17 protein-coding genes are annotated in these 18,090 nt (G+C 62.9%); 10 read left to right on the top strand and 7 right to left on the bottom strand.

Annotated features, from left to right (window positions below):
• Nucleotides 1–93 precede the first annotated feature (93 nt).
• A complete protein-coding gene (locus ACR9YP_RS16785) occupies nt 94–1,443 on the bottom strand; it encodes an 8-oxoguanine deaminase (RefSeq protein ID WP_474220459.1) in 1,350 nt (449 codons plus the stop codon).
• 153 nt (nt 1,444–1,596) lie between these two features.
• Between ACR9YP_RS16785 and ACR9YP_RS16780 the strand changes: the two genes are divergently transcribed.
• Together ACR9YP_RS16780 and ACR9YP_RS16775 are read left to right on the top strand one after the other, a co-directional pair.
• Nucleotides 1,597–2,424: an FAD binding domain-containing protein gene (locus ACR9YP_RS16780; RefSeq protein ID WP_438106539.1), complete on the top strand. Its 828-nt coding sequence runs from the start codon at nt 1,597–1,599 to the stop codon at nt 2,422–2,424.
• Nucleotides 2,421–5,147, top strand: a complete 2,727-nt coding sequence (locus tag ACR9YP_RS16775; RefSeq protein WP_474220458.1) for a molybdopterin-dependent oxidoreductase — start codon at nt 2,421–2,423, stop codon at nt 5,145–5,147. The genes ACR9YP_RS16780 and ACR9YP_RS16775 overlap by 4 nt, the downstream gene beginning before the upstream one ends.
• A 200-nt stretch (nt 5,148–5,347) precedes the next feature.
• Here ACR9YP_RS16775 and uraD read toward each other — a convergent pair whose 3' ends face one another.
• The 5 genes from uraD to ltrA form a co-directional block, all read right to left on the bottom strand.
• Nucleotides 5,348–6,235 (bottom strand): 2-oxo-4-hydroxy-4-carboxy-5-ureidoimidazoline decarboxylase, encoded by an 888-nt coding sequence (uraD, locus tag ACR9YP_RS16770; RefSeq protein WP_474220457.1) that lies wholly within the window; start codon nt 6,233–6,235, stop codon nt 5,348–5,350.
• Nucleotides 6,236–6,242: 7 nt separating this feature from the next.
• Nucleotides 6,243–7,178: an allantoinase PuuE gene (puuE, locus tag ACR9YP_RS16765; RefSeq protein WP_438106534.1), complete on the bottom strand. Its 936-nt coding sequence runs from the start codon at nt 7,176–7,178 to the stop codon at nt 6,243–6,245.
• The gene (locus tag ACR9YP_RS16760; protein ID WP_014493672.1) at nt 7,179–7,592 is read right to left on the bottom strand and encodes a DUF3830 family protein; all 414 of its coding nucleotides are present in this window, start codon (nt 7,590–7,592) and stop codon (nt 7,179–7,181) included.
• Between the two features lie 89 nt (nt 7,593–7,681).
• A complete protein-coding gene (locus ACR9YP_RS16755) occupies nt 7,682–7,960 on the bottom strand; it encodes a hypothetical protein (protein WP_474220456.1) in 279 nt (92 codons plus the stop codon).
• A gap of 103 nt (nt 7,961–8,063) precedes the next feature.
• Nucleotides 8,064–9,233 carry a group II intron reverse transcriptase/maturase gene (gene ltrA, locus ACR9YP_RS16750; protein ID WP_474220455.1) on the bottom strand — a complete coding sequence of 390 codons (1,170 nt, stop codon included), beginning with the start codon at nt 9,231–9,233 and terminating at the stop codon, nt 8,064–8,066.
• A 1,030-nt stretch (nt 9,234–10,263) separates the two neighbouring features.
• Here ltrA and ACR9YP_RS16745 point away from each other — a divergent pair.
• From ACR9YP_RS16745 to ACR9YP_RS16715, 7 genes are all read left to right on the top strand, one after another.
• A complete protein-coding gene (locus ACR9YP_RS16745) occupies nt 10,264–11,508 on the top strand; it encodes a tyrosine-type recombinase/integrase (RefSeq protein WP_474220454.1) in 1,245 nt (414 codons plus the stop codon).
• A 1,441-nt stretch (nt 11,509–12,949) separates the two neighbouring features.
• Nucleotides 12,950–13,354, top strand: a complete 405-nt coding sequence (locus tag ACR9YP_RS16740; protein WP_438106527.1) for a hypothetical protein — start codon at nt 12,950–12,952, stop codon at nt 13,352–13,354.
• A gap of 195 nt (nt 13,355–13,549) precedes the next feature.
• Nucleotides 13,550–13,861: a hypothetical protein gene (locus tag ACR9YP_RS16735; RefSeq protein ID WP_438106525.1), complete on the top strand. Its 312-nt coding sequence runs from the start codon at nt 13,550–13,552 to the stop codon at nt 13,859–13,861.
• Nucleotides 13,862–13,919: 58 nt separating this feature from the next.
• Nucleotides 13,920–14,120, top strand: a complete 201-nt coding sequence (locus ACR9YP_RS16730) for a GDCCVxC domain-containing (seleno)protein (RefSeq protein ID WP_091898365.1) — start codon at nt 13,920–13,922, stop codon at nt 14,118–14,120.
• Nucleotides 14,121–14,319: 199 nt separating this feature from the next.
• Nucleotides 14,320–14,493, top strand: coding sequence for a hypothetical protein (locus tag ACR9YP_RS16725; RefSeq protein ID WP_474220453.1), 174 nt, complete (start codon nt 14,320–14,322; stop codon nt 14,491–14,493).
• A gap of 149 nt (nt 14,494–14,642) precedes the next feature.
• Nucleotides 14,643–14,891, top strand: a complete 249-nt coding sequence (locus ACR9YP_RS16720; RefSeq protein ID WP_091898344.1) for a DUF6894 family protein — start codon at nt 14,643–14,645, stop codon at nt 14,889–14,891.
• Nucleotides 14,892–16,568: 1,677 nt separating this feature from the next.
• Nucleotides 16,569–16,727 (top strand): hypothetical protein, encoded by a 159-nt coding sequence (locus ACR9YP_RS16715; RefSeq protein WP_474220452.1) that lies wholly within the window; start codon nt 16,569–16,571, stop codon nt 16,725–16,727.
• A gap of 311 nt (nt 16,728–17,038) precedes the next feature.
• Here the strand turns inward: ACR9YP_RS16715 and ACR9YP_RS16710 are convergent, their stop codons facing one another.
• Nucleotides 17,039–17,230, bottom strand: a complete 192-nt coding sequence (locus ACR9YP_RS16710) for a CsbD family protein (RefSeq protein WP_091898340.1) — start codon at nt 17,228–17,230, stop codon at nt 17,039–17,041.
• A gap of 322 nt (nt 17,231–17,552) precedes the next feature.
• Between ACR9YP_RS16710 and ACR9YP_RS16705 the strand changes: the two genes are divergently transcribed.
• A complete protein-coding gene (locus ACR9YP_RS16705) occupies nt 17,553–17,753 on the top strand; it encodes a hypothetical protein (protein ID WP_091898337.1) in 201 nt (66 codons plus the stop codon).
• Nucleotides 17,754–18,090 lie beyond the last annotated feature (337 nt).

Below are 18,090 nucleotides of genomic sequence, written 5' to 3'. Positions count from 1 at the left end.
CACGCTTCTTGCTTGACCAGATCACCTGCTCCTCCCGGAGGAGGTTCGGAGGGGGTGGCCAGAAGCACCCGGCACTTGTGGCTGCCCCCTCTTTTATCCCAGTTGCATGCTCCGCGCCGTCGAACTGTGGCGGCGGATGAGGTCCGCCACATCGAGGCCCGGGATCGCGCCGTCGACCACGGCCCATTTTCCCGCCACCATCACTCGATCGGCCCGATGCGCGCCGCACAGCACCAATGCGGCCAGGGGATCGCCATGGCCGGAGAAGCGCAGCTCGTCCAGCTTGAACAACGCGAGATCGGCGGCCTTACCGACGGCGATCTCGCCGAGCTCGGGCCGGCCGACGCACGCCGCCGAGCCTCTGGTGGCCCAGCGCAAAGCGTCCTTGTGGCTGACCTTCGTCACGCCGTAGCGGGCTCGTTGTAGCAGGAAGGCGGCACGCACTTCCTGCATCAGGTTCGAGCCGTCGTTGGAGGCCGAGCCGTCGACGCCGATACCGATGCCGACCCCGGCCTCCTCCATCTCGCAGACGGGACAGCAGCCGGAGGCCAGCAGCTGGTTGCTGCACGCGCAATGGCTGATGGTCGTCCTGGCCTTGCCGAGCCGCTTCATCTCCTCGGCGTTGAAGAAGATTCCGTGAGCGAGCCAGGTCCGTGCATTGAGCCAGCCGCATTGTTCGAGATAATCGAGCGGGCGGCAGCCATACATCTGCTCACAGAATTTGTTCTCATCCTCGGTCTCGGCGAGATGGGTGTGCAGGCGCACGTCGAGCTTTTCGGCGAGTTCGGCGGTGGCGCGCATCAGCGAGGTCGTCACGGAGAAGGGCGAGCACGGCGCGAGCGCAATCTGCACCATCGCATCTGCGCTACGCTGGTGATGCTTGGCGACCACGCGCGCGCTGTCGGCGAGGATGGTATCCTCGTCCTGCACGACGCTATCAGGCGGCAGGCCGCCGTCGCGTTGCGACAGGTTCATCGAGCCGCGCGTCAGCAGCACGCGCACACCGAGCCGCTGCGCCACCGCCACTTCGATATCCACGGCGTCCTCGAGTCCTGCCGGGAAGACGTAGTGATGATCGGTCGTCGTGGTGCACCCTGACAGCAGCAGCTCGGACATCGCCACGGTGACGCCGAGTTCCAGCGCCTCCGGCGTCAGCTTCGCCCACACCGGATAGAGCGCCTGGAGCCAGGGAAACAGCTCGCGATCCATCGCCGCCGGCAGGGCCCGCGTCAGTGTCTGGTAGAAGTGATGGTGCGTGTTGATCAGGCCAGGCAGCACGACGTGGTCGCCTGCATCGAACACCGCGATATTTGCAGTCGCGGGCGTCCCGCCGGCCGGCACCAGCTCGACGATCCGGCGATCCTTCACCACGACCCCGCGCTCGGCCCCATCGGCGAGGATGGCCAGGGGATCCCTGATCCAGATCGGACTTGCGTCGGTCATGATCCTGCTTCTCCTCACCTCCGCTGACGGCAGGCCTGCAAGGCGGAGGCCGGTCCGATCGCGTTCTTGGCTGCGACTTGTTGTTGCGACTTGGCTCCGGTCTTGCAAGACTTTCTCTTGTCCGATTCACCCGGCGGAAGCGTTGGCGCAGCCATGGATTTGAATACCATCACAGCAGTCGCCCATCCGCAAACACGCGCGCAACTCCCTGCCTGGACGGCAGGTGATGCTTGGCTCGCGGGCGGCACTTGGCTGTTCTCGGAGCCGCAAACGCATCTGAGGCGGCTGATCGATCTCACCGACCTGAAATGGCCGGCGCTGACGATCACCGCGAGCCATCTCAGCATCGCCGCCACCTGCACCATCGCGGAGCTCGATGGTCTCGCCTGCCCGTCCGACTGGCTCGCGGCACCGCTGATCGGCCAGTGCTGTCGGGCCTTTCTTGCTTCGTTCAAGATCTGGAAGACGGCAACGGTCGGCGGCAATCTCTGCATGTCGCTGCCGGCGGGACCAATGATCTCGCTCACCTCGGCGCTCGACGGCGCCTGCATAATCTGGAAGGCCGGCGGCGGTGAACAGAGGATTTCCGTCGCCGACTTCGTCACCGGCAACCAGCGCAACCGCCTGACGCCAGGCGACCTGATCCGGCAGATCGATATCCCCATTGCCGCATTGAGGCGCCGCACCGCCTTTCGCCAGATCTCGCTGGCGCCCGTCGGCCGCTCTGCGGCGCTTCTGATCGGCAGTCTCGATCCGGACGGCACGCTGACGCTAACGGTTACCGCATCGACGGTGCGGCCGATCCAGCTGACCTTTCGCAAGGCCCCCGACGCGAGTGCGCTTCGCGATGACATCGCGCAGCAGATCACGGACGACCTGTACCATACCGACATCCATGGCAAGCCGCTCTGGCGCAAGCACATGACGCTGCGGCTCGCCGAGGAGATCCGCGGCGAACTCCTGGGCGGAGTGCCATCATGAGCTTCGAGATCAACGGCAAGGCGTTTTCGCAAGGGCCGCGTGCCGGCCAGTGCCTGCGCACGTTCCTGCGCGAACTCGGCCATTTCGGCGTGAAGAAGGGTTGCGATGCCGGTGATTGCGGCGCCTGCACCGTGCTGTTGGATGGCGAGCCGGTCCATAGCTGCCTGATCCCGGCGTTCCGCGCCGAGGGACGCAGCGTCACCACGATCGAAGGCCTTGGTGGCGACCACGGCGCCCATCCGATGCAGCAGGCCTTCCTCGATGCGCAAGGCTTTCAATGCGGCTTCTGCACCGCCGGCATGATCCTGACCTGCGCCTCGCTGAACCAGGCGCAGCGCACCGATCTCGGCACGGCGTTGAAGGGCAATATCTGCCGCTGCACCGGTTATCGTTCGATCGAGGACGCGATCCTCGGCAACACCAATGTCGAGGCAAGCATCGAGGCCGGCGCCGCATTCGGCCGCAGCCTGCCGGCCCCCGCAGGTCCCGACATCGTGCGCGGCAGGGCGCGTTACACCTTCGATACCGCCATCGACGGACTGCTGCACATCAAGCTGCTCCGCTCCCCGCATGCTCACGCCAGGATCGTGGCGATCGACAAGTCGGAAGCCCTTCGCGTCGCCGGCGTGCACGCCGTGCTGACGCATGAGGATGCGCCGCCCGTCCTGATGTCGACCGCGCGGCACGAGAAGGACTGGATGGATCCCGAGGACACCCGCATTCTCGATAACGTCGTCCGCTTCATCGGCCAGAAGGTTGCGGCCGTCGTCGCCGAGAGCGAAGCCGCCGCCGAGGAGGCGTGCCGCCGGCTGAAGGTCGATTACGAGATCCTGCCTGCGCTGATCGATCCGGAGCAGGCGATGGCGCCGGGCGCGCCCGTCATTCATCCTGATCGCACCACCGCGAACCGGGTCACTGATGCTCAGCGCAACCTCGTCGCGGAGACGCATGGCGAATTCGGCGACGTCGCGGCTGCGCTCGCCACCTCTGCCGTCAGCTACGAGGGCACCTTCCACAGTCATCGTGTGCAGCATGCCGCATTGGAGACCCATGGCGGCCTCGCCTGGCTCGATGACGCCGGCGTGCTCAATGTCCGCACCTCGACGCAGGTGCCGTTCCTGACCCGGCGCGCGCTGTCCGATATCTTCAAGCTTCCCATGGACAAAGTCCGCGTATTCTGCGAGCGCGTCGGCGGCGGCTTTGGCGGCAAGCAGGAGATGTTCGTCGAGGACATTCTGGTGCTTGCCGCGCTCAAGACGGGGCGGCCGGTGAAGCTGGAGGTGACCCGCGAGGAGCAGTTCATCGCGACCTCGACGCGCCACCCGATGCGGGTCCACGTCAAGGCCGGCGCCGATGCCGACGGCGAGCTCACCGCGCTCCAGCTCGACGTGCTCTCCAACACCGGCGCCTACGGCAATCACGCTGGGCCCGTGATGTTCCACGCGCTGGCTGAGTCCATCAGCGTCTATAATTGCCCGAACAAGCGGGTCGACGGCGCCGCCGTCTACACCAACACGGTGCCGGCGGGGGCGTTTCGCGGCTATGGCCTGCCGCAGGCGCTGATCGCGGTGGAGGCCGCGATCGACGAGCTGGCGAAGCAGCTCGGCATCAGCCCCTACGAGATGCGCCGGCGCAACATCGTCAGGCCCGGCGATCCCATGCTGTCGCCGCCACCGTCCGAATTTCACGACGTCGACTATGGCTCCTACGGGCTCGACCAGTGCCTCGACCTTGTCGAGCGCGCGATGCAGGCCGATGGGCCGCAGTCCGACTTGTCGCCTGAATGGCTGATCGGAGACGGCATCGCGCTGACCATGATCGACACGGCGCCACCGGCGGGCCACCTCGCCGACGCCATGATCGCGCTGCGCGATGACGGCGGTTTCGATCTCACCGTCGGCACCGCCGAGTTCGGCAACGGCACCAGCACGGTGCACCGGCAGATCGCGGCGACGACGCTTGCGACCACCGTCGACAGGATCCACCTGCGCCAGTCCGACACCGCCCTTGGCGGCCACGACACCGGCGCCTATGGCAGCGCGGGCATGTTCGTCGCGGGCAAGGCGACGCATGCGGCGGCCATCCAGCTTGCGACCGAGCTGAAGGCAGCGGCTGCGGAGGCGTGGCTCTCCGATGCCGGGAGCTGCGCGCTCGAAGCTGACGCCGTCGTCAGCGGCGTGCGGCGCATGTCCTTTGTAGAGCTGGCAAAGCTCGCGCGCGACCGCGGACAGCCATTCGCAAGCACCGGCAATTCCACCGGCACGCCGCGCTCGGTCGGCTTCAACGTGCAGGGCCTTCGCGTCGCCGTGAACAAGGGCACCGGCGAGCTCAGGATTCTCAGGAGCGTGCAGGCGGCGGACGCCGGCGTCGTCGCCAATCCCATGCAATGCCGCGGACAGGTCGAGGGCGGCGTCGCGCAGGCACTCGGCGCCGCGCTCTACGAGGAGATGGTGATCGACGCAGACGGCCGGGTCACCAACCCGAAGTTCCGCGACTACCACCTGCCCTCCTTCGCCGACGTGCCCCGCACCGAGGTGTTCTTCGCCGAGACGTCCGACACGATCGGCCCCCTGGGCGCGAAGTCGATGAGCGAGAGTCCGTACAACCCCGTCGCCGCCGCGCTCGGCAACGCCATTGCCGATGCCACCGGCATCCGCTTCACCGCGCCGCCCTTCAAGCCGGACCGGCTGTTTCCGGCGCTGCTCGACAAGTTCGGTGGCTAGAGCGGGATGGTTCGGTTCACTCTCCCGTAGGGAGAGGTCGGAGCGCATCGAAGATGCGGTCCGGGTGAGGGGTTTAGGTTTCACTGAGCGCCGCAGCCCCTCACCCGGATTGCTCAGGCGCGCAATTGCGCGCCACAGCAATCCGACCTCTCCCCTTTGGGGAGAGGTGAACCACGGACAGCCCGCCGAACCTACATGCTCTAACTGCCGCGATAGGTCGAATAGCTCCATGGCGTGACCAGGAGCGGCACGTGATAGTGTCCCTCCGGCTCGCTGATGGCGAAACGTAGCGGGATCTCGTCGAGGAACGGCGGGTCGGATAACGGCACGTTACGCTCGGCGTAATATCTGGCAACGCTGAACCTGAGCTCGTAGCGGCCGATCGGCATCGGGCGACCGCCGATCAGTGGCTGATCCGTGCGGCCGTCCGCGTTGGTGACAGTACGCGCAATGACGCGGCTCTCGCCGAGGCTCGCGAGCTCGACCAGCTCAACCGGGATGCCCCGCGCAGGCTTGCCCGCGTGATTGTCGAGCACATGCGTCGACAGCCGGCCGTGCACCTTCAGCTTGTCGTCGGCAATGACGAGCTGATCCAGCCGCAGCGCGGAGATGCGGCCGATCTCCTCGATCGCGTGCCTTATCTCGGTCTTGACGATGTTGAGCAGCCGCGTCTCGAAGTCACGCAGGATGGAATCCCTGGTGTGGCGGCGCACGCAGACGATATAGGGGAAGCCGAACTTATCGCGATAGGCGGTGTTGACGTGCTCGAACGCGGCGTATTCGGCGTCCGACAGCCGGTCGAGACCGGCTCTGTTCTGCTCGTTGGTCGATTCTGCCGTAAGGCCGGCGGCGCGCTGCGTCTTGTTGGCGAGATCGGGATGCGCTCGGATCAATGCCAACTGCACGTCCGGTTCGGCGCTCTGGATCGCCGCCATCAGCGCGGCGTGCAGCTGGTTGATGCCGACGAACGGTCGCCTTCCGGCGAGCTGCTCGGCGATCCACGGTGAATATTCGACGACGTTGGCGAGCGCCGCGACGAAATCGGTTTTGCTTGCAGCGTTGAGATCGGCCAGCGAGATCTGCGACATCGCTCTCTCACCCGATCTCGAATGCATCGGCCGCAAGGTGCGCGTGCTTGTCGTGCCAGTGCTGCGCGATCTGCAATCGCGTCGGCACCCAGACGCGCTCGTGCTTGCCGATGTAATCCAAGAAGCGCATCAGCCCCGCAGCGCGGCCGGGCCGGCCGGCGAGGCGGCAGTGCAAGCCGACCGACATCATCTTCGGCGCGGTCTGCCCTTCAGCATAGAGCACGTCGAAGGCATCCTTCAGATAGGTGAAAAACTGCTCGCCTTCGGCAAACCCCTGCGGGTTGATAAAGCGCATGTCGTTGGCGTCTAACGTATAGGGAATGATGAGCTGCTTGCCGTTCGCGCCCTTCACCCAATAGGGCAGATCGTCGGCATAGGAATCGCAGAGATAGAGGAAGCCGCCCTCCTCCATCAGGAGACGGTTGGTGTTGATCGAGGAGCGTCCGGTGTACCAGCCGAGCGGCCGCGATCCGGTCGCCGCGGTATGGACACGGATGGCTTCCGCGATCTCAGCGCGCTCCTGCGCCTCGGTCATGTCCTTGTGCTCGATCCACTTCAGGCTGTGGCTCGCGATGTCCCAGCCCGCCTCCTTCATCGCAGCTACGATTTCCGGATTGCGCTTCAGCGCGGTCGCGACACCGAACACGGTGGTCGGCCAGTTGCGCGCGGTGAACATGCGCCATAGCCGCCAGAATCCGGCGCGCGAGCCATATTCGAACATCGATTCGATGTTGGCGTGGCGCTGGCCCGGCCAGGGCTGCGCGCCGAGCACATCGGACAGGAAGGCTTCCGAGGCGCGGTCGCCGTGCAGAATGTTGTTCTCGCCGCCTTCCTCGAAATTGACGACGAACTGCACAGCGACCCGCGCATTGCCGGGCCACTCGGGATGCGGCGGGTTGCGGCCGTAGCCGCGGAGATCGCGCGGGTAGCGGGTCTCAGTCACTCAGACTTCCTCGAAGCGGATCGGGAGCGCGCCCTTCCACAGCACGCTCTTGCCCAGCGTTGCCAGATTCTCCAGCCCCGAGGTCAGCGTGATGAAATGGTTGCCGGCGAGCTGGCCCATCTTGCTCGCGAAGTGCACGCCGCCATAGGCGAGCAGGATCTCGGTCTCGCTGATGCCGCCGGGATAGAGGATGATCTGGCCGGGCGCGGGATAGCTCGTGTGGTTCTCGTAGCCGACGCCGAAATCGAGGTCGCCGAGCGGCATCCACACCCCCTCGCCGCTCCAGCGCACATGGATGATGTGGCTTTCGAACGGCAGCGCCTTGCGGAACGCGGCGACCGTCTTGGGCGCCAGCTGCTCCTCGAAGCGGGCATCGAAGGTGAAATCGCCGGCGCGGATAACGAGTTTGCTCATCTCATCTCTCTGGGTCGGGGGTGATGGGCCCCACGGTGGATTCCTCGGCAAAGAGCATTCCATCGGGCTTCGCGCAAGAGGCGCGGCCCTCACCTACGGTCGTAGGACCAGCCGAAAATGCCGCTCCGCCGGACCTCCGGCTCCGGCTCCGCGGTCGCCGTCGGAGGCACCTCCTTCAGTTCCGCCTGCGGCGGCGGGGGCGGCGCCGGCAGGGTCTCGCATTTTATGGAGTAGACCAGCTTGCCGTCCGCGGTACGCCCGATCGGGGCACAGGGGTCGGGATGCGCCGCCGTGGTCTTCTGCGTCATTTTCACTTGCGCCGCCGCCGGTGAGGCGATCAGCAGCAGGACCAGCAGATATCTCGACATCATTGTCGCCTGGAAACTCGATTGGCCCCATTGAACCGGATTGCAGCGGTCAAGTCCATCGGCGCCGCGGGCACGATTGCCGAATATTTAGCCGGCGTGCCGCCTAACACTCTGGGCGGCACCAGGCCATCCACCCGTCGATGTCGGCAAAGACGCCGGGCGTCTCTGCAAGGCGGAAGTACCCCTTCCACCCTGTCAGATACTTGCCGAGCGGCTTGCACATTTGTGCGAGACTGCGTCCGGCACTGCGCCGGGTCATGTCGCGCACGCGCTCTTTCATGCGTTCGATGGCCTGTGGTGCGACGCGCCGCCTGATCGTCCGTCCCGCAGCCACCCAAAAGGAGAAGCCGAGGAACTTCGATGCCGTGGCGCGTCGTACCTTGCTCTTGGTTTCGTTGACGCGGAGCTTCAGCTTCCCGAACAGCTTGCGCAGTGAGGTCATCACCCGCTCGCCCGAACGCTGCGTCCGAACGTAGACGTTCAGATCGTCGGCGTAGCGGACGAAGGCATGCCCGCGCCGCTCCAGCTCCTTGTCGATTTCGTCCAACAGCACGTTGGCCAATAGCGGAGACAGCGGACCGCCTTGCGGCGTCCCCTCACCCCGCTCGATCACCACCCCGTCTGCGAGCACGCCCGCATTGAGGTAGCGGCGGATCAGCCGCAGCACCCGACGGTCCGCGATCCGTTTGGCCAGCCTTCCCATCAGGATGTCGTGGTTGACCCGGTCGAAGAACTTCTCCAGGTCGATATCCACCACGAAGCTGCGGCCTTCCTGCACATAGGCTTGCGCGCGACGCACCGCGTCGTGCGCACTCCGTCCGGGCCGGAAGCCATAGCTTGCATCCGAGAAGGTTGGGTCGAACTGCGGTTGCAGAACCTGCAGCAGGGCCTGCTGGATGAACCGGTCGAGCACGGTGGGGATGCCGAGCTCGCGCTCGCCCCCGCCGGGCTTCGGGATCGCCACCCGCTTCACTGGCTGCGGCTGGTACTGCCCCGCGAGCAATTTCTCGCGCAGGAGCGGCCAGTGCACGCGCAGATGGTTAGGTAGCTCCTCCACCGTCATCCCGTCGATGCCGGGACTGCCCGCATTCTGCCGAACACGCTTCAGTGCGGCCTGAAGGTTCTGGCGTTCACACACCTTCTCCATCAGATCGCTGCTTCCTGGGCGCTCGTCTCCACTTCCAGTCAGGGGCGCTTCCACGCGCCCGGCCGGCCGCTGCAGCTTCACCGCAGCGGTCGATCGTGCGTCCGGGGCTTCCGGCTTCTGTGGCATAATTCCCCCGAGGTTTGTGGGCGTTTCGCCCTTCCCATCGTTCGGCCCTTCACGGCTTTAAGCCGCTACTACGGCCTCTGCTGACTTCTCGCTCCGAGGGCCTTGCAACCCTCGTCACCCTTTCAGGTGCAAGCGAGATCTCCCCGGGTAAGACCTTCGACCTTCGACCTTCGCTGCACGACCGCCGGATCTACGTCGCCTGCCTTGATCACAACGGCTTTGCGGCTCCTGGCCCGCTCGCCCTGCTCGGCTCCGCCTCATATCCGATTTCTGTTCGTCGGCCCGCAGCTTCGCTCCCCGCTTCCTTCACGCCGGCCTCGCGGTCCGACACTCTGCGGTTCACTTCGCTCGCTGTGATCAGCTCACGGAAGGACTTTCACCTCCAAGTCGAAGCCCATGCCGGGCACACCAGGGAAGGCCGGGTGCCGGCTGGCACCCGCGGTCCGCTGCGCGAAAAGCACGCGCAGAGAAGACCGCACAGCAGCATACAGGTGAAGCCCAACACACGGCCTTCCCTGCGCAGTGGTTGGACGGCTTATGCCGCGCTCTCCCGGGAGCCGAATTCCTTCTGGCCTCCCTCACCGCAGCGAAAGTCACGGACACCGCGCCGGTTGACGCCAATGCCGCATCCGCCAGGGCTTGACCGTAGCAACGACGGCCAGGACCACACGTCTATATTTTGGCATTCGGTGAAACACGCCGAAACTACAAAAACCCTTTAAAACAAGTCTTTTTCGACTAGCCTGTTTCGGGGCGCTTCGGCGGGTTTCGTCAAATCTAGGGCCCGGCCCTAAGCCTTTCAGCGTCCGCACGACAAAACTGAAAGACCCAAAGCCGAGCCCTTTGGTCCCAAGCCTTAGGAGCCGAAACCGAAATGGATACTACCATCACCGCCGACCCCGCTGGCAAGCGCACCCGCACCGGCAGCGTCATCCTGACCAATCGCCTTTGCGAAAGGCGGGTGCCCAAACGGGTCAAGTTCTACGATCGCAAATGCCCCGGCCTCTATGTCAGCATCACCACGGCGGGCGTGGCGACCTTCTCGTTTAAGTTCACCGATCTAGAGACTGGCAAGCAGCGCACCGGCTGGCTCGGCGTGTATAACCCCGAGACGTTCACCGTCGATGATGCCCGGAGCAAGGTTTATGGCCTGCGGGGCACAGGTGCTGCGGCGATCGCTGAAACCTTCCACGACCGGAAAGAGCGGCAGGCGAAGCGAGGCAAGACCGTCAATGAGATCATCGAGGAACGGATCGACTGGATGAAGACGCCAGTCCGGAAGGCGGACGGCGAGATGCGGCCCCGGCTGGAAAGCTGGGAGAACACCGCGAGCCATCTGCGCCGCTTCATCGGCGCGAAGCTGGGCCGGAAGATCGCGGCCGACGTCACCCGAGGCGACATTCAGGCGTTGTCGGACGACATCGTGGCGGGTCGGCACGGCGGCAAGCCGTCGGTCAGCAACGCGCGTCACATGCGCAAGGCGGCATCGGGTATGTTCCGGTGGGCATTGCGGCGCGAGTACATCACCGCCAACCCTTGCAGTGATCTGGAGCCGCTCGACCCGGAGCATCCGCGCACCCGCGTCCTCACCGAGGACGAGATCAGGATTTTCTGGCACGGCCTCGACCGCGACGACCTGATGACGTCATGGGACCGGAGGACCCGGCTCGCGCTCAAGTTCGAACTGGCGACCATGCTGCGCTCGGCCGAACTGCTCGGCGCGCACCGCAGCGAACTGATCGACCTCGACGGCGAGCAGCCGCGCCTCGACGTTCCCTTGAAGCGGGTCAAGAAACGGCGAATGATCCAACAGCCGCTGCCGAGCCTCGCGGTGGAGATCGTCAGGGAAGCCTTGAAGGGGAACAACAAGGATTTCGTATTCGCCAGCCCGCTCGACAACAAGCCGATGCACCGCAAAGCAATGGCCGACGCGCTGCGTGGCGACAAGCGCAAGGGCAAGGTGAGGACGCCCGGCATCTGCCAGTTGCTCGGGTTGAAGCCGTTCACGCCACACGATCTGCGGCGGACGGCGGCGAGTTGGGCGCGTCGGATCGGTCAGCCGATGGCGAAGATTGCGCTTTGCTTGGATCATCGCGTGACGACGGAGGACGGCGTCAAGCTGCCACCCCTCACCGGCAAGCACTACGTCCACGCCGAGGATCGCGAGGTGAAAGAGAAGCGGGAAGTCTTGCAGGCGTGGGCGGCAGAACTACGGCGGATCATCGGGGAGCCTCCTGTGAAGGCAGTCGACCCCAAGCTGCGGCTCGCGGCCTGATCGCTCCGGTGAGGCCCGGAGGTAGTCAACTCATACTGATCGCCGCGAGCACCATGCAAACGAAGTATATACCCGCGATGCTGAAACCGACGATCCGGGCCGTGCTCCTACCGTCCAAGGTCTCTCTCCATATGGGCTGGCCCCGACACCAAGGGCAATGGGGGAAGCTGGGTCGGGGCCAGCCTGGCGTCCATTGTTCAAAATGGGACGGAAAGCCAACGAACTTGCCGGTAGCCACGTTCCAATGTAACGCGCGATCCCGCGTGTCTCTGTCAGCCGGATCAGGTGAACCGGCGGTGCGCGTCGGTTCTTTCTTTCAGTGTCAGCATCTCAGTGCCGCATTGAGCTTTCAAATCGGCGCGTGGCCGCCAACATAAGCGTTGAGCGGCAAGCTCGCGCGCTTTCTTGCGGCGTGCACCATGGTGTTGCCCGGATTAATTCCGCCTTCACCCCGGACGGAATTAGTCGCAACGGCGCTCCCTGCGCGTAACCATGCGGCCATCACGTTCGACCGTGACGGTCTCTGTGCGGCAGCGCTGTCTTGGGCCGACGGTAACGCCTCCTGGACCGACGCCAACTGTGGTGTCGCGGTCGTACCGGTCACGGTCCCTATAGTAGCGATCCTCGCGATCCCGTCCGATCTGAACATCAACGCCTTGTGCCATCTTGACGCCTTGGGCGCTTGCCGGGGTGGCAATCGGGGTAGTTGTCAGCGCCGCTGCGGTTGCGGCCAAAACAAGAGCGATCTTCAACATATGCGAGTGCTCCCTTGGGGTTGGACCGGTGTAAACGAGAGCGAACACCGACCGTTCCTGCCCGTAGGTGGCAGCATCTTCCTTAGGGGTTCCAAATCTGCTGTCATCAAGCGGATATCCGGTGTATCCACCGGACCGTAGTTTCCCGGATAAGAATAGTCTCGAACAAAATGGATGCCCGTTTGAGGCCGCAAGCGCTGGCCTGCGGCGGCCAATGGTAGTGCACCGGTAACGGGCAGCGGCACACTTCGAGTGCGCAGAAAAACCGGCCGCTGCTCAAAGCCGGGCGAGCGCAAGCATTTGTTCTCCGTAGTTTACCCATTGGGAAATTTCCCAATTGACGGCTTCGCCGATCGAGCGGCAACTCACTTTCGCAAGGATTTTGCGAGGTCCGATTGTGAGCCAGCAAATGTGCTCCACCTGCAATGTCGAGAGGAGGCTCGTCCATTCGGAACCGGAGACATCGGTATGGGAAATCCGAACCTATCGATGTCCCAAGTGCAAGAACCTCCTGCGGCTCGTGGAACAACGCGCGGCCCCGCGAAGTCGAACACGAAGGAAGCCGCAAGCGCGCGACGATTAGCCCCCGCCACCGGAATTGAACGGGTCGCGGCATTTACCAAGCATTAGTGCTCGTCGCCGGATCATCGCGACCGGTCAACCACAACTATAGAGTGGTTTCTCCCATGCTAAAGAACGGCACCTATGCGGCGTGGTTCAAGACCCCGCTCAGCCAAGGAACCGGTATCGCTCACGTCGCGGACGGGCAAATCTGGGGCTGTGATAGCATCATGACATACAGCGGGTCTTGCCAGACTGACGGTGATCGGTTCACCGCGATCATCACGATCAAGAGGCACACCGAAGGACATGCCACGGTGTTCGGCGCAGATGACCTCACGCTTCGGCTTGAGGGAACGTGCCCCGGCAAGATAGCTCGTTACATTGGCACGGCGGATCAGGTGCCGGGAGTGGTGCTTGAGGGAATGCTCATTCTGAGCGAGCAGCAGACCCTCGTGCCAGAAGCGACCAAGCCGAGACCACAGTTCGATCCGGCGAAGCTTCCCAAGTTACCAAAGCGCTCCCGCTAGCTGCGCGGCGAGTTGGTCGAAGTTCGACCGGATTTTCCACACCCGCGACCGGCAGTAGTCCGGGCGCAGTCCCCACCACAACAGCATGATAATTTGCGGCGCGATCCGGCGTGCGCTTTGATGCGCGCATGCCCGCCCTCACCCGCCGCCGTGTAGTGCGGATCAGTACAAAAATGGCCGTGCGTGATGTGGCGCATGTCGAGTACGGAAGGCTTGATCTTCACGGGTTGGAACGTGGGGGGCGGCACGAGGTTAGATGAATTGCGTACCATCGCGGCTGCGCTGACCGGCGCGTTGCATTGGAGGCGGCGCATGAAAGTCATCGTTGATGAAACCGGCGAGATCATCGCCATAGCAACGGATGATCATACTTTAATCGGCGGCCACCATCGCCTCGCGGTGGCGGGCAGCATGGGTAAAAGACTGTTCTGGCGAGACACCGGCAAACCTGTGAAGCTTGATCTCTTCTTCAAGCATCATGAAAATTCCAATCGACATACAGCCTGAGCCGCTCGCCTGATCGAGGGAGATTTTCGGTCGATCGGGGTTGGACCTGATTTGCGTCATGCAACTGCTATCAACTCTCGTCTGTCCGTCCTGTCGGCACTCCAGTACCGAGGCCATGCCGATGGACGCCTGCCAGTTTTTCTATGACTGCAAGGGCTGCGGCCAGCGGCTAAGGCCTAAACCCGGCGATTGCTGTGTGTTCTGCTCATACGGCTCGGTGCCGTGTCCGCCGGTCCAGCAGAACAGGAAGTGCTGTTAGCGGTCGAACTTACTTGCGCTGCTGCTTGAGCGCCCACAGCCGATGAAGGGGCTGGCGGCACTGACCGATCAGACAGCCGCCGCGTAGTTATACTGACGCGCGGTGCACGCCATTGCCCGTGGTTGCGGCTTGGCGTCTATTACCCGCCTCGATTGCATTGCATTTAGATCACGATCAAATTTTTCAGAGGGAGGCGGAAGTGACCGTCAAAGCCCTCATGGTGACGATCCTCACAGACGAATTGACCCGGCGAGGCGTGAGTTCACTGACGCCATACGACTGCGAGGAGATCGTCGAGCGGTTGATCGAGCGGCTGACCGAGCTTGAGTTGAGCTTGGCGGCGCGCGAGATCACCGACGCGCGCGATCCGTAGGCGCAACAGAACTCAAAACTCGGGCGGCTCGCGTCTCGGCTGAGTGGCAGGAACGGCAATAAACGGCGGAGGCGAGAGAAGAAGAGGTGGCGTCATGACACATAGAACAGCCGTTAGGGGTTGCGACCCGTCCTTCAACGTTGCTGAGCATGCCCCGATATTTCTTCCACATCGAAGGCGAGAAGCCCCACCACGATGAGGTGGGCAAGGAGCTTGCCGACGATGGGGTGGCTTGGGCGCAGGCGGTCAGGATGCTGAGGCACACCGAAAACGGAATGCAACCGGGCGACAACTGGACCCTGCGAGTGTTCAACGGCGAGAAGCCGATCTATGTGATCGCTGTGGTCTCACGGAGGTACTCAGAACGCGATGGCCCGGAGGCGCGCCTGGCGCGGTAATATGAGCGGCCCGCCCGCATTCACCTCGCCCATTCTAGGCGCGTATCAATGCGTTTGAGTTACGCGGGCTGTTAGCCACTAGACCGCATCAAAAATGGATCCACGGACACAGCTAATCGGTCCGCAATTTGCGTGGCGGCTGGCATGGACTGCTTTTCGAGAGGTAGCGAGCCGAGAGAATTCATGGCCAGCCCGGTACAAGCGGCAAGAACAGCTATCACAATCGCGGCGAGATATTCGGTTCTCATCTTGTCCCTCCCTTCATAGCCAGGAATTAACCGGGCGCTCTTAGAAATGGTTCCGGGAGCTGTTCGTTTCCTCGTTCGATGAACCCTGCGCCGCGATCCCAAAGGAACGAAAGCGCCCGTCAAGGCTTTGGCAGAACACGAGGCCGTCGCTCGCCGGTCCTAACACGGCGCAGATCGCGGGATAGCCAAAGGTCGCGGCCACCGACCCGCTATGCTCAGTGCAAGCGCTCGCGTAGATAGCCAAAAGCGACGGTCTCCGGTTCCTTGATTAGGGCAGCCGTACTCGCAGGCGGAGAAGCTGCGGGAAGGGGTAGGCATGGAGGTTCGTTGTGCCCCGCCGCATCGACATAGACGACAAACACAGCCGGGCAATTGCTAAGGAAATCGGCGACCACCTGCGCGGGACGCTAAAGCCTGAGCCGGACCAACCGGAGAGGCTAAAAACGCAGATCGAACGGCTCCGGAAACTAGAGGAGCGCTCACCGTCAATCGTTCCTGGGGCCGAGCGTGGGACAAAACCTCGCCGTTGAGATGCAGGCGATGGCCAACGCGAACGAGCAGTGCCATCGGTGAAGGACGTGCGATAGCGCCTTAACGGGGCGGCTGCAATTCAGCCGACGCCATCCATTTGTCCATCCGAGACGCCGTTTCGATCTGGCGCAGTCTCCGCTCGATCAATTCGCGCTGTTCTCGTTGGCTCGTATTTTCCAGTTGCACTTCGAGGCGAGCTTTTTCAGCGGACAGGAGTTCACGAAACGTGTGTGGGATAGAGCGTTTGCAATGCATCGCTCTCGCCTCTGTAACGTTCGGCGGGAGAACGGTTGATCTCTCAGCCACCGGCGGCCAAGTTAGTTTGCCGGTGATGCCCGTTAACGAACAAGCCGCCGGAGCGGTTCAAGCGGGAACCGCCATTGCCAACCGAACTCATTTTGGTGGTTGTAGCCCGCGTGAGTTCAGCCACTCAAATATGTGGGATCCTGTCTCGGCTTGGCGGGCCCTGCGGACAAGGCGCTCGCGGTCAATGCCCGGCGGGGTGCCTTGAGCCTGCTTGCGCAGCCGTCGTGCTTGCTCTGCAAGGCGTTCGTCAAGCGGACTTGTTGGTGTCAAACGATGAGGCTCTGGCATTTGCTCCCTCCCTTCGAGCACTGGCGGGAGCGCAACCGGCGTTCTCATCACCGATAACTGCCAAGGCTTCGCGCGGCGACAGCATAGTGTGCGCCCGGAAACTGAGCAGCGCCAGAACAAAAAACGTTAAGTGTCAACTGGCCCTGCGATGCAGCATGCGATCTGCGCCATTTCATCGGGTCCTACCGATTGCAGCGAGGACCGGGGGGACGCGCGACGGCCCGGTCTCCGCGTATTTGGCGTCGGCGTTTTCTCGCTTTACTTCAAGGCATAGTACGGCAAAACCATATGGATAGGCGGTGCGATGACCTTGGAACTGACCTGGCGAGCATGGAAGGCGCTTTCGCGGACTGAGAAGGCGCAGTTTCTCGGGCTGTTCCGCGAACAAAATGCGCGGGACCGGCAGCGTGCAGCGATGGCGCGGAAGAACGGCCATGCCGCACGCGGCCGGGTATCGAGCTAACGGACCTGTCGGTGAGCGAGACGGACCTCGAACGGCTCGGCCGTAAGGGATCGCTGATGGGCTTTCCCGGCGCGGGCTAGGGAGACAGCCCCGGTTTGCGTAAAGCCCGGTAAACGGCTCCTACCCCATTTACCGGGGCAAAGAGTCGAGAAGTCTCGACGACCTCGCTGATCAGCTTGCCCGTCGATTTGTTTATCAATGCCCGCAGCCGGGACCGCGAACCTGTTCATGCAAGCTCGGGCTGTCACGAGCGGCGCAAACAAACGCCGCTCCGAAAGAGCGGCGAGTGCTAGATCTGCTTGTGAGTGAACTCACTTCTTCATGGCGCCTGCTGCGTCCCTCGCCGCATCCTTAACATCACCCGCGGCACTGTGCACCGAGCCCTTGGCCTTGTCGGCTTTGCCTTCCCTTTGCAGGTCCTTATCGCCACTCAGCTTGCCGGCCCCTTCCTTAATCGTGCCCTTGGCCTTGTCGGCGACACCCTTCACGTGCTCGCGATCCATAACGTGCTCCTTCAATCTGGATGACGCAATTTCAGCGTTCCGAATGAGCGCTATTGAAGCAAAGCCGATCGGCTGAGGTGGATCTCTTATGCGGCAATAAAATTGACCAAAAAAGTGTATCGGTCCTCGGTGGCTACTTATCAGGGGGGCGTGGCACCCGAGGTGTGCGATCCAAGCTGTGCTGGTGTGGCACCGTGAAGCAGAAGTCGCGGAGCGTTGCACATTTACAACCCGCACAGCCATTCGAGATAGTAAGCTGATCGATCAGAAATGATTGAAACATATTTCGTGTTTACTTCGATACGATCGGCGGGGACGCAAAATGTTTGATGTCTATCGCAATGACAAGCGCGACTTGCTTGTTCTAAGCAATGGCTCCGCAATACCCGTCGTTTGCTCTCGGAGTAAGTGGCGTAAGAGCAGAAAAAGAGTTCTCAAAGTCAGCGACGAGATCAAGTCAGCCGTTCAGAGACAGGGCTATTACGTTCGCAGCTTGCGGGTCACCAAGAAGGGGATGATTTAGTCCGCGTGGCTCGGCGGCCGGGGGGTCTCTCTCTGCAACCTCTACAGCATCACCACTAGCCAATTCTTCCTGGTTCACAGTGCTGTTCGATGGTGCCACGAGAGCGACAGTTCTAGACGAAAACGTCTAGTTGACCGCCTCGCGAGTGTAAGGCGCGCGCTAATCAAGGACCAAGGAGCGCCTTCTCCTACACCTTACTTAGGCGGCGGCTTGTCGCCTGCTCTCTTCAATTCTTTTCCGGAACGGCGAGTCTTGGGCGTTAGCGGCAAACGAGCAGAGAAACGCAAAATTGAATTCCAAGTATGAACCTCATTCATATTCTTCCAAACCTGAGGAC

Source organism: Bradyrhizobium sp. BR14999, assembly GCF_056106085.1.
The sequence above is the reverse complement of the archived record's forward strand: the minus strand, read 5'-3'. Positions and strand labels throughout refer to the sequence as shown.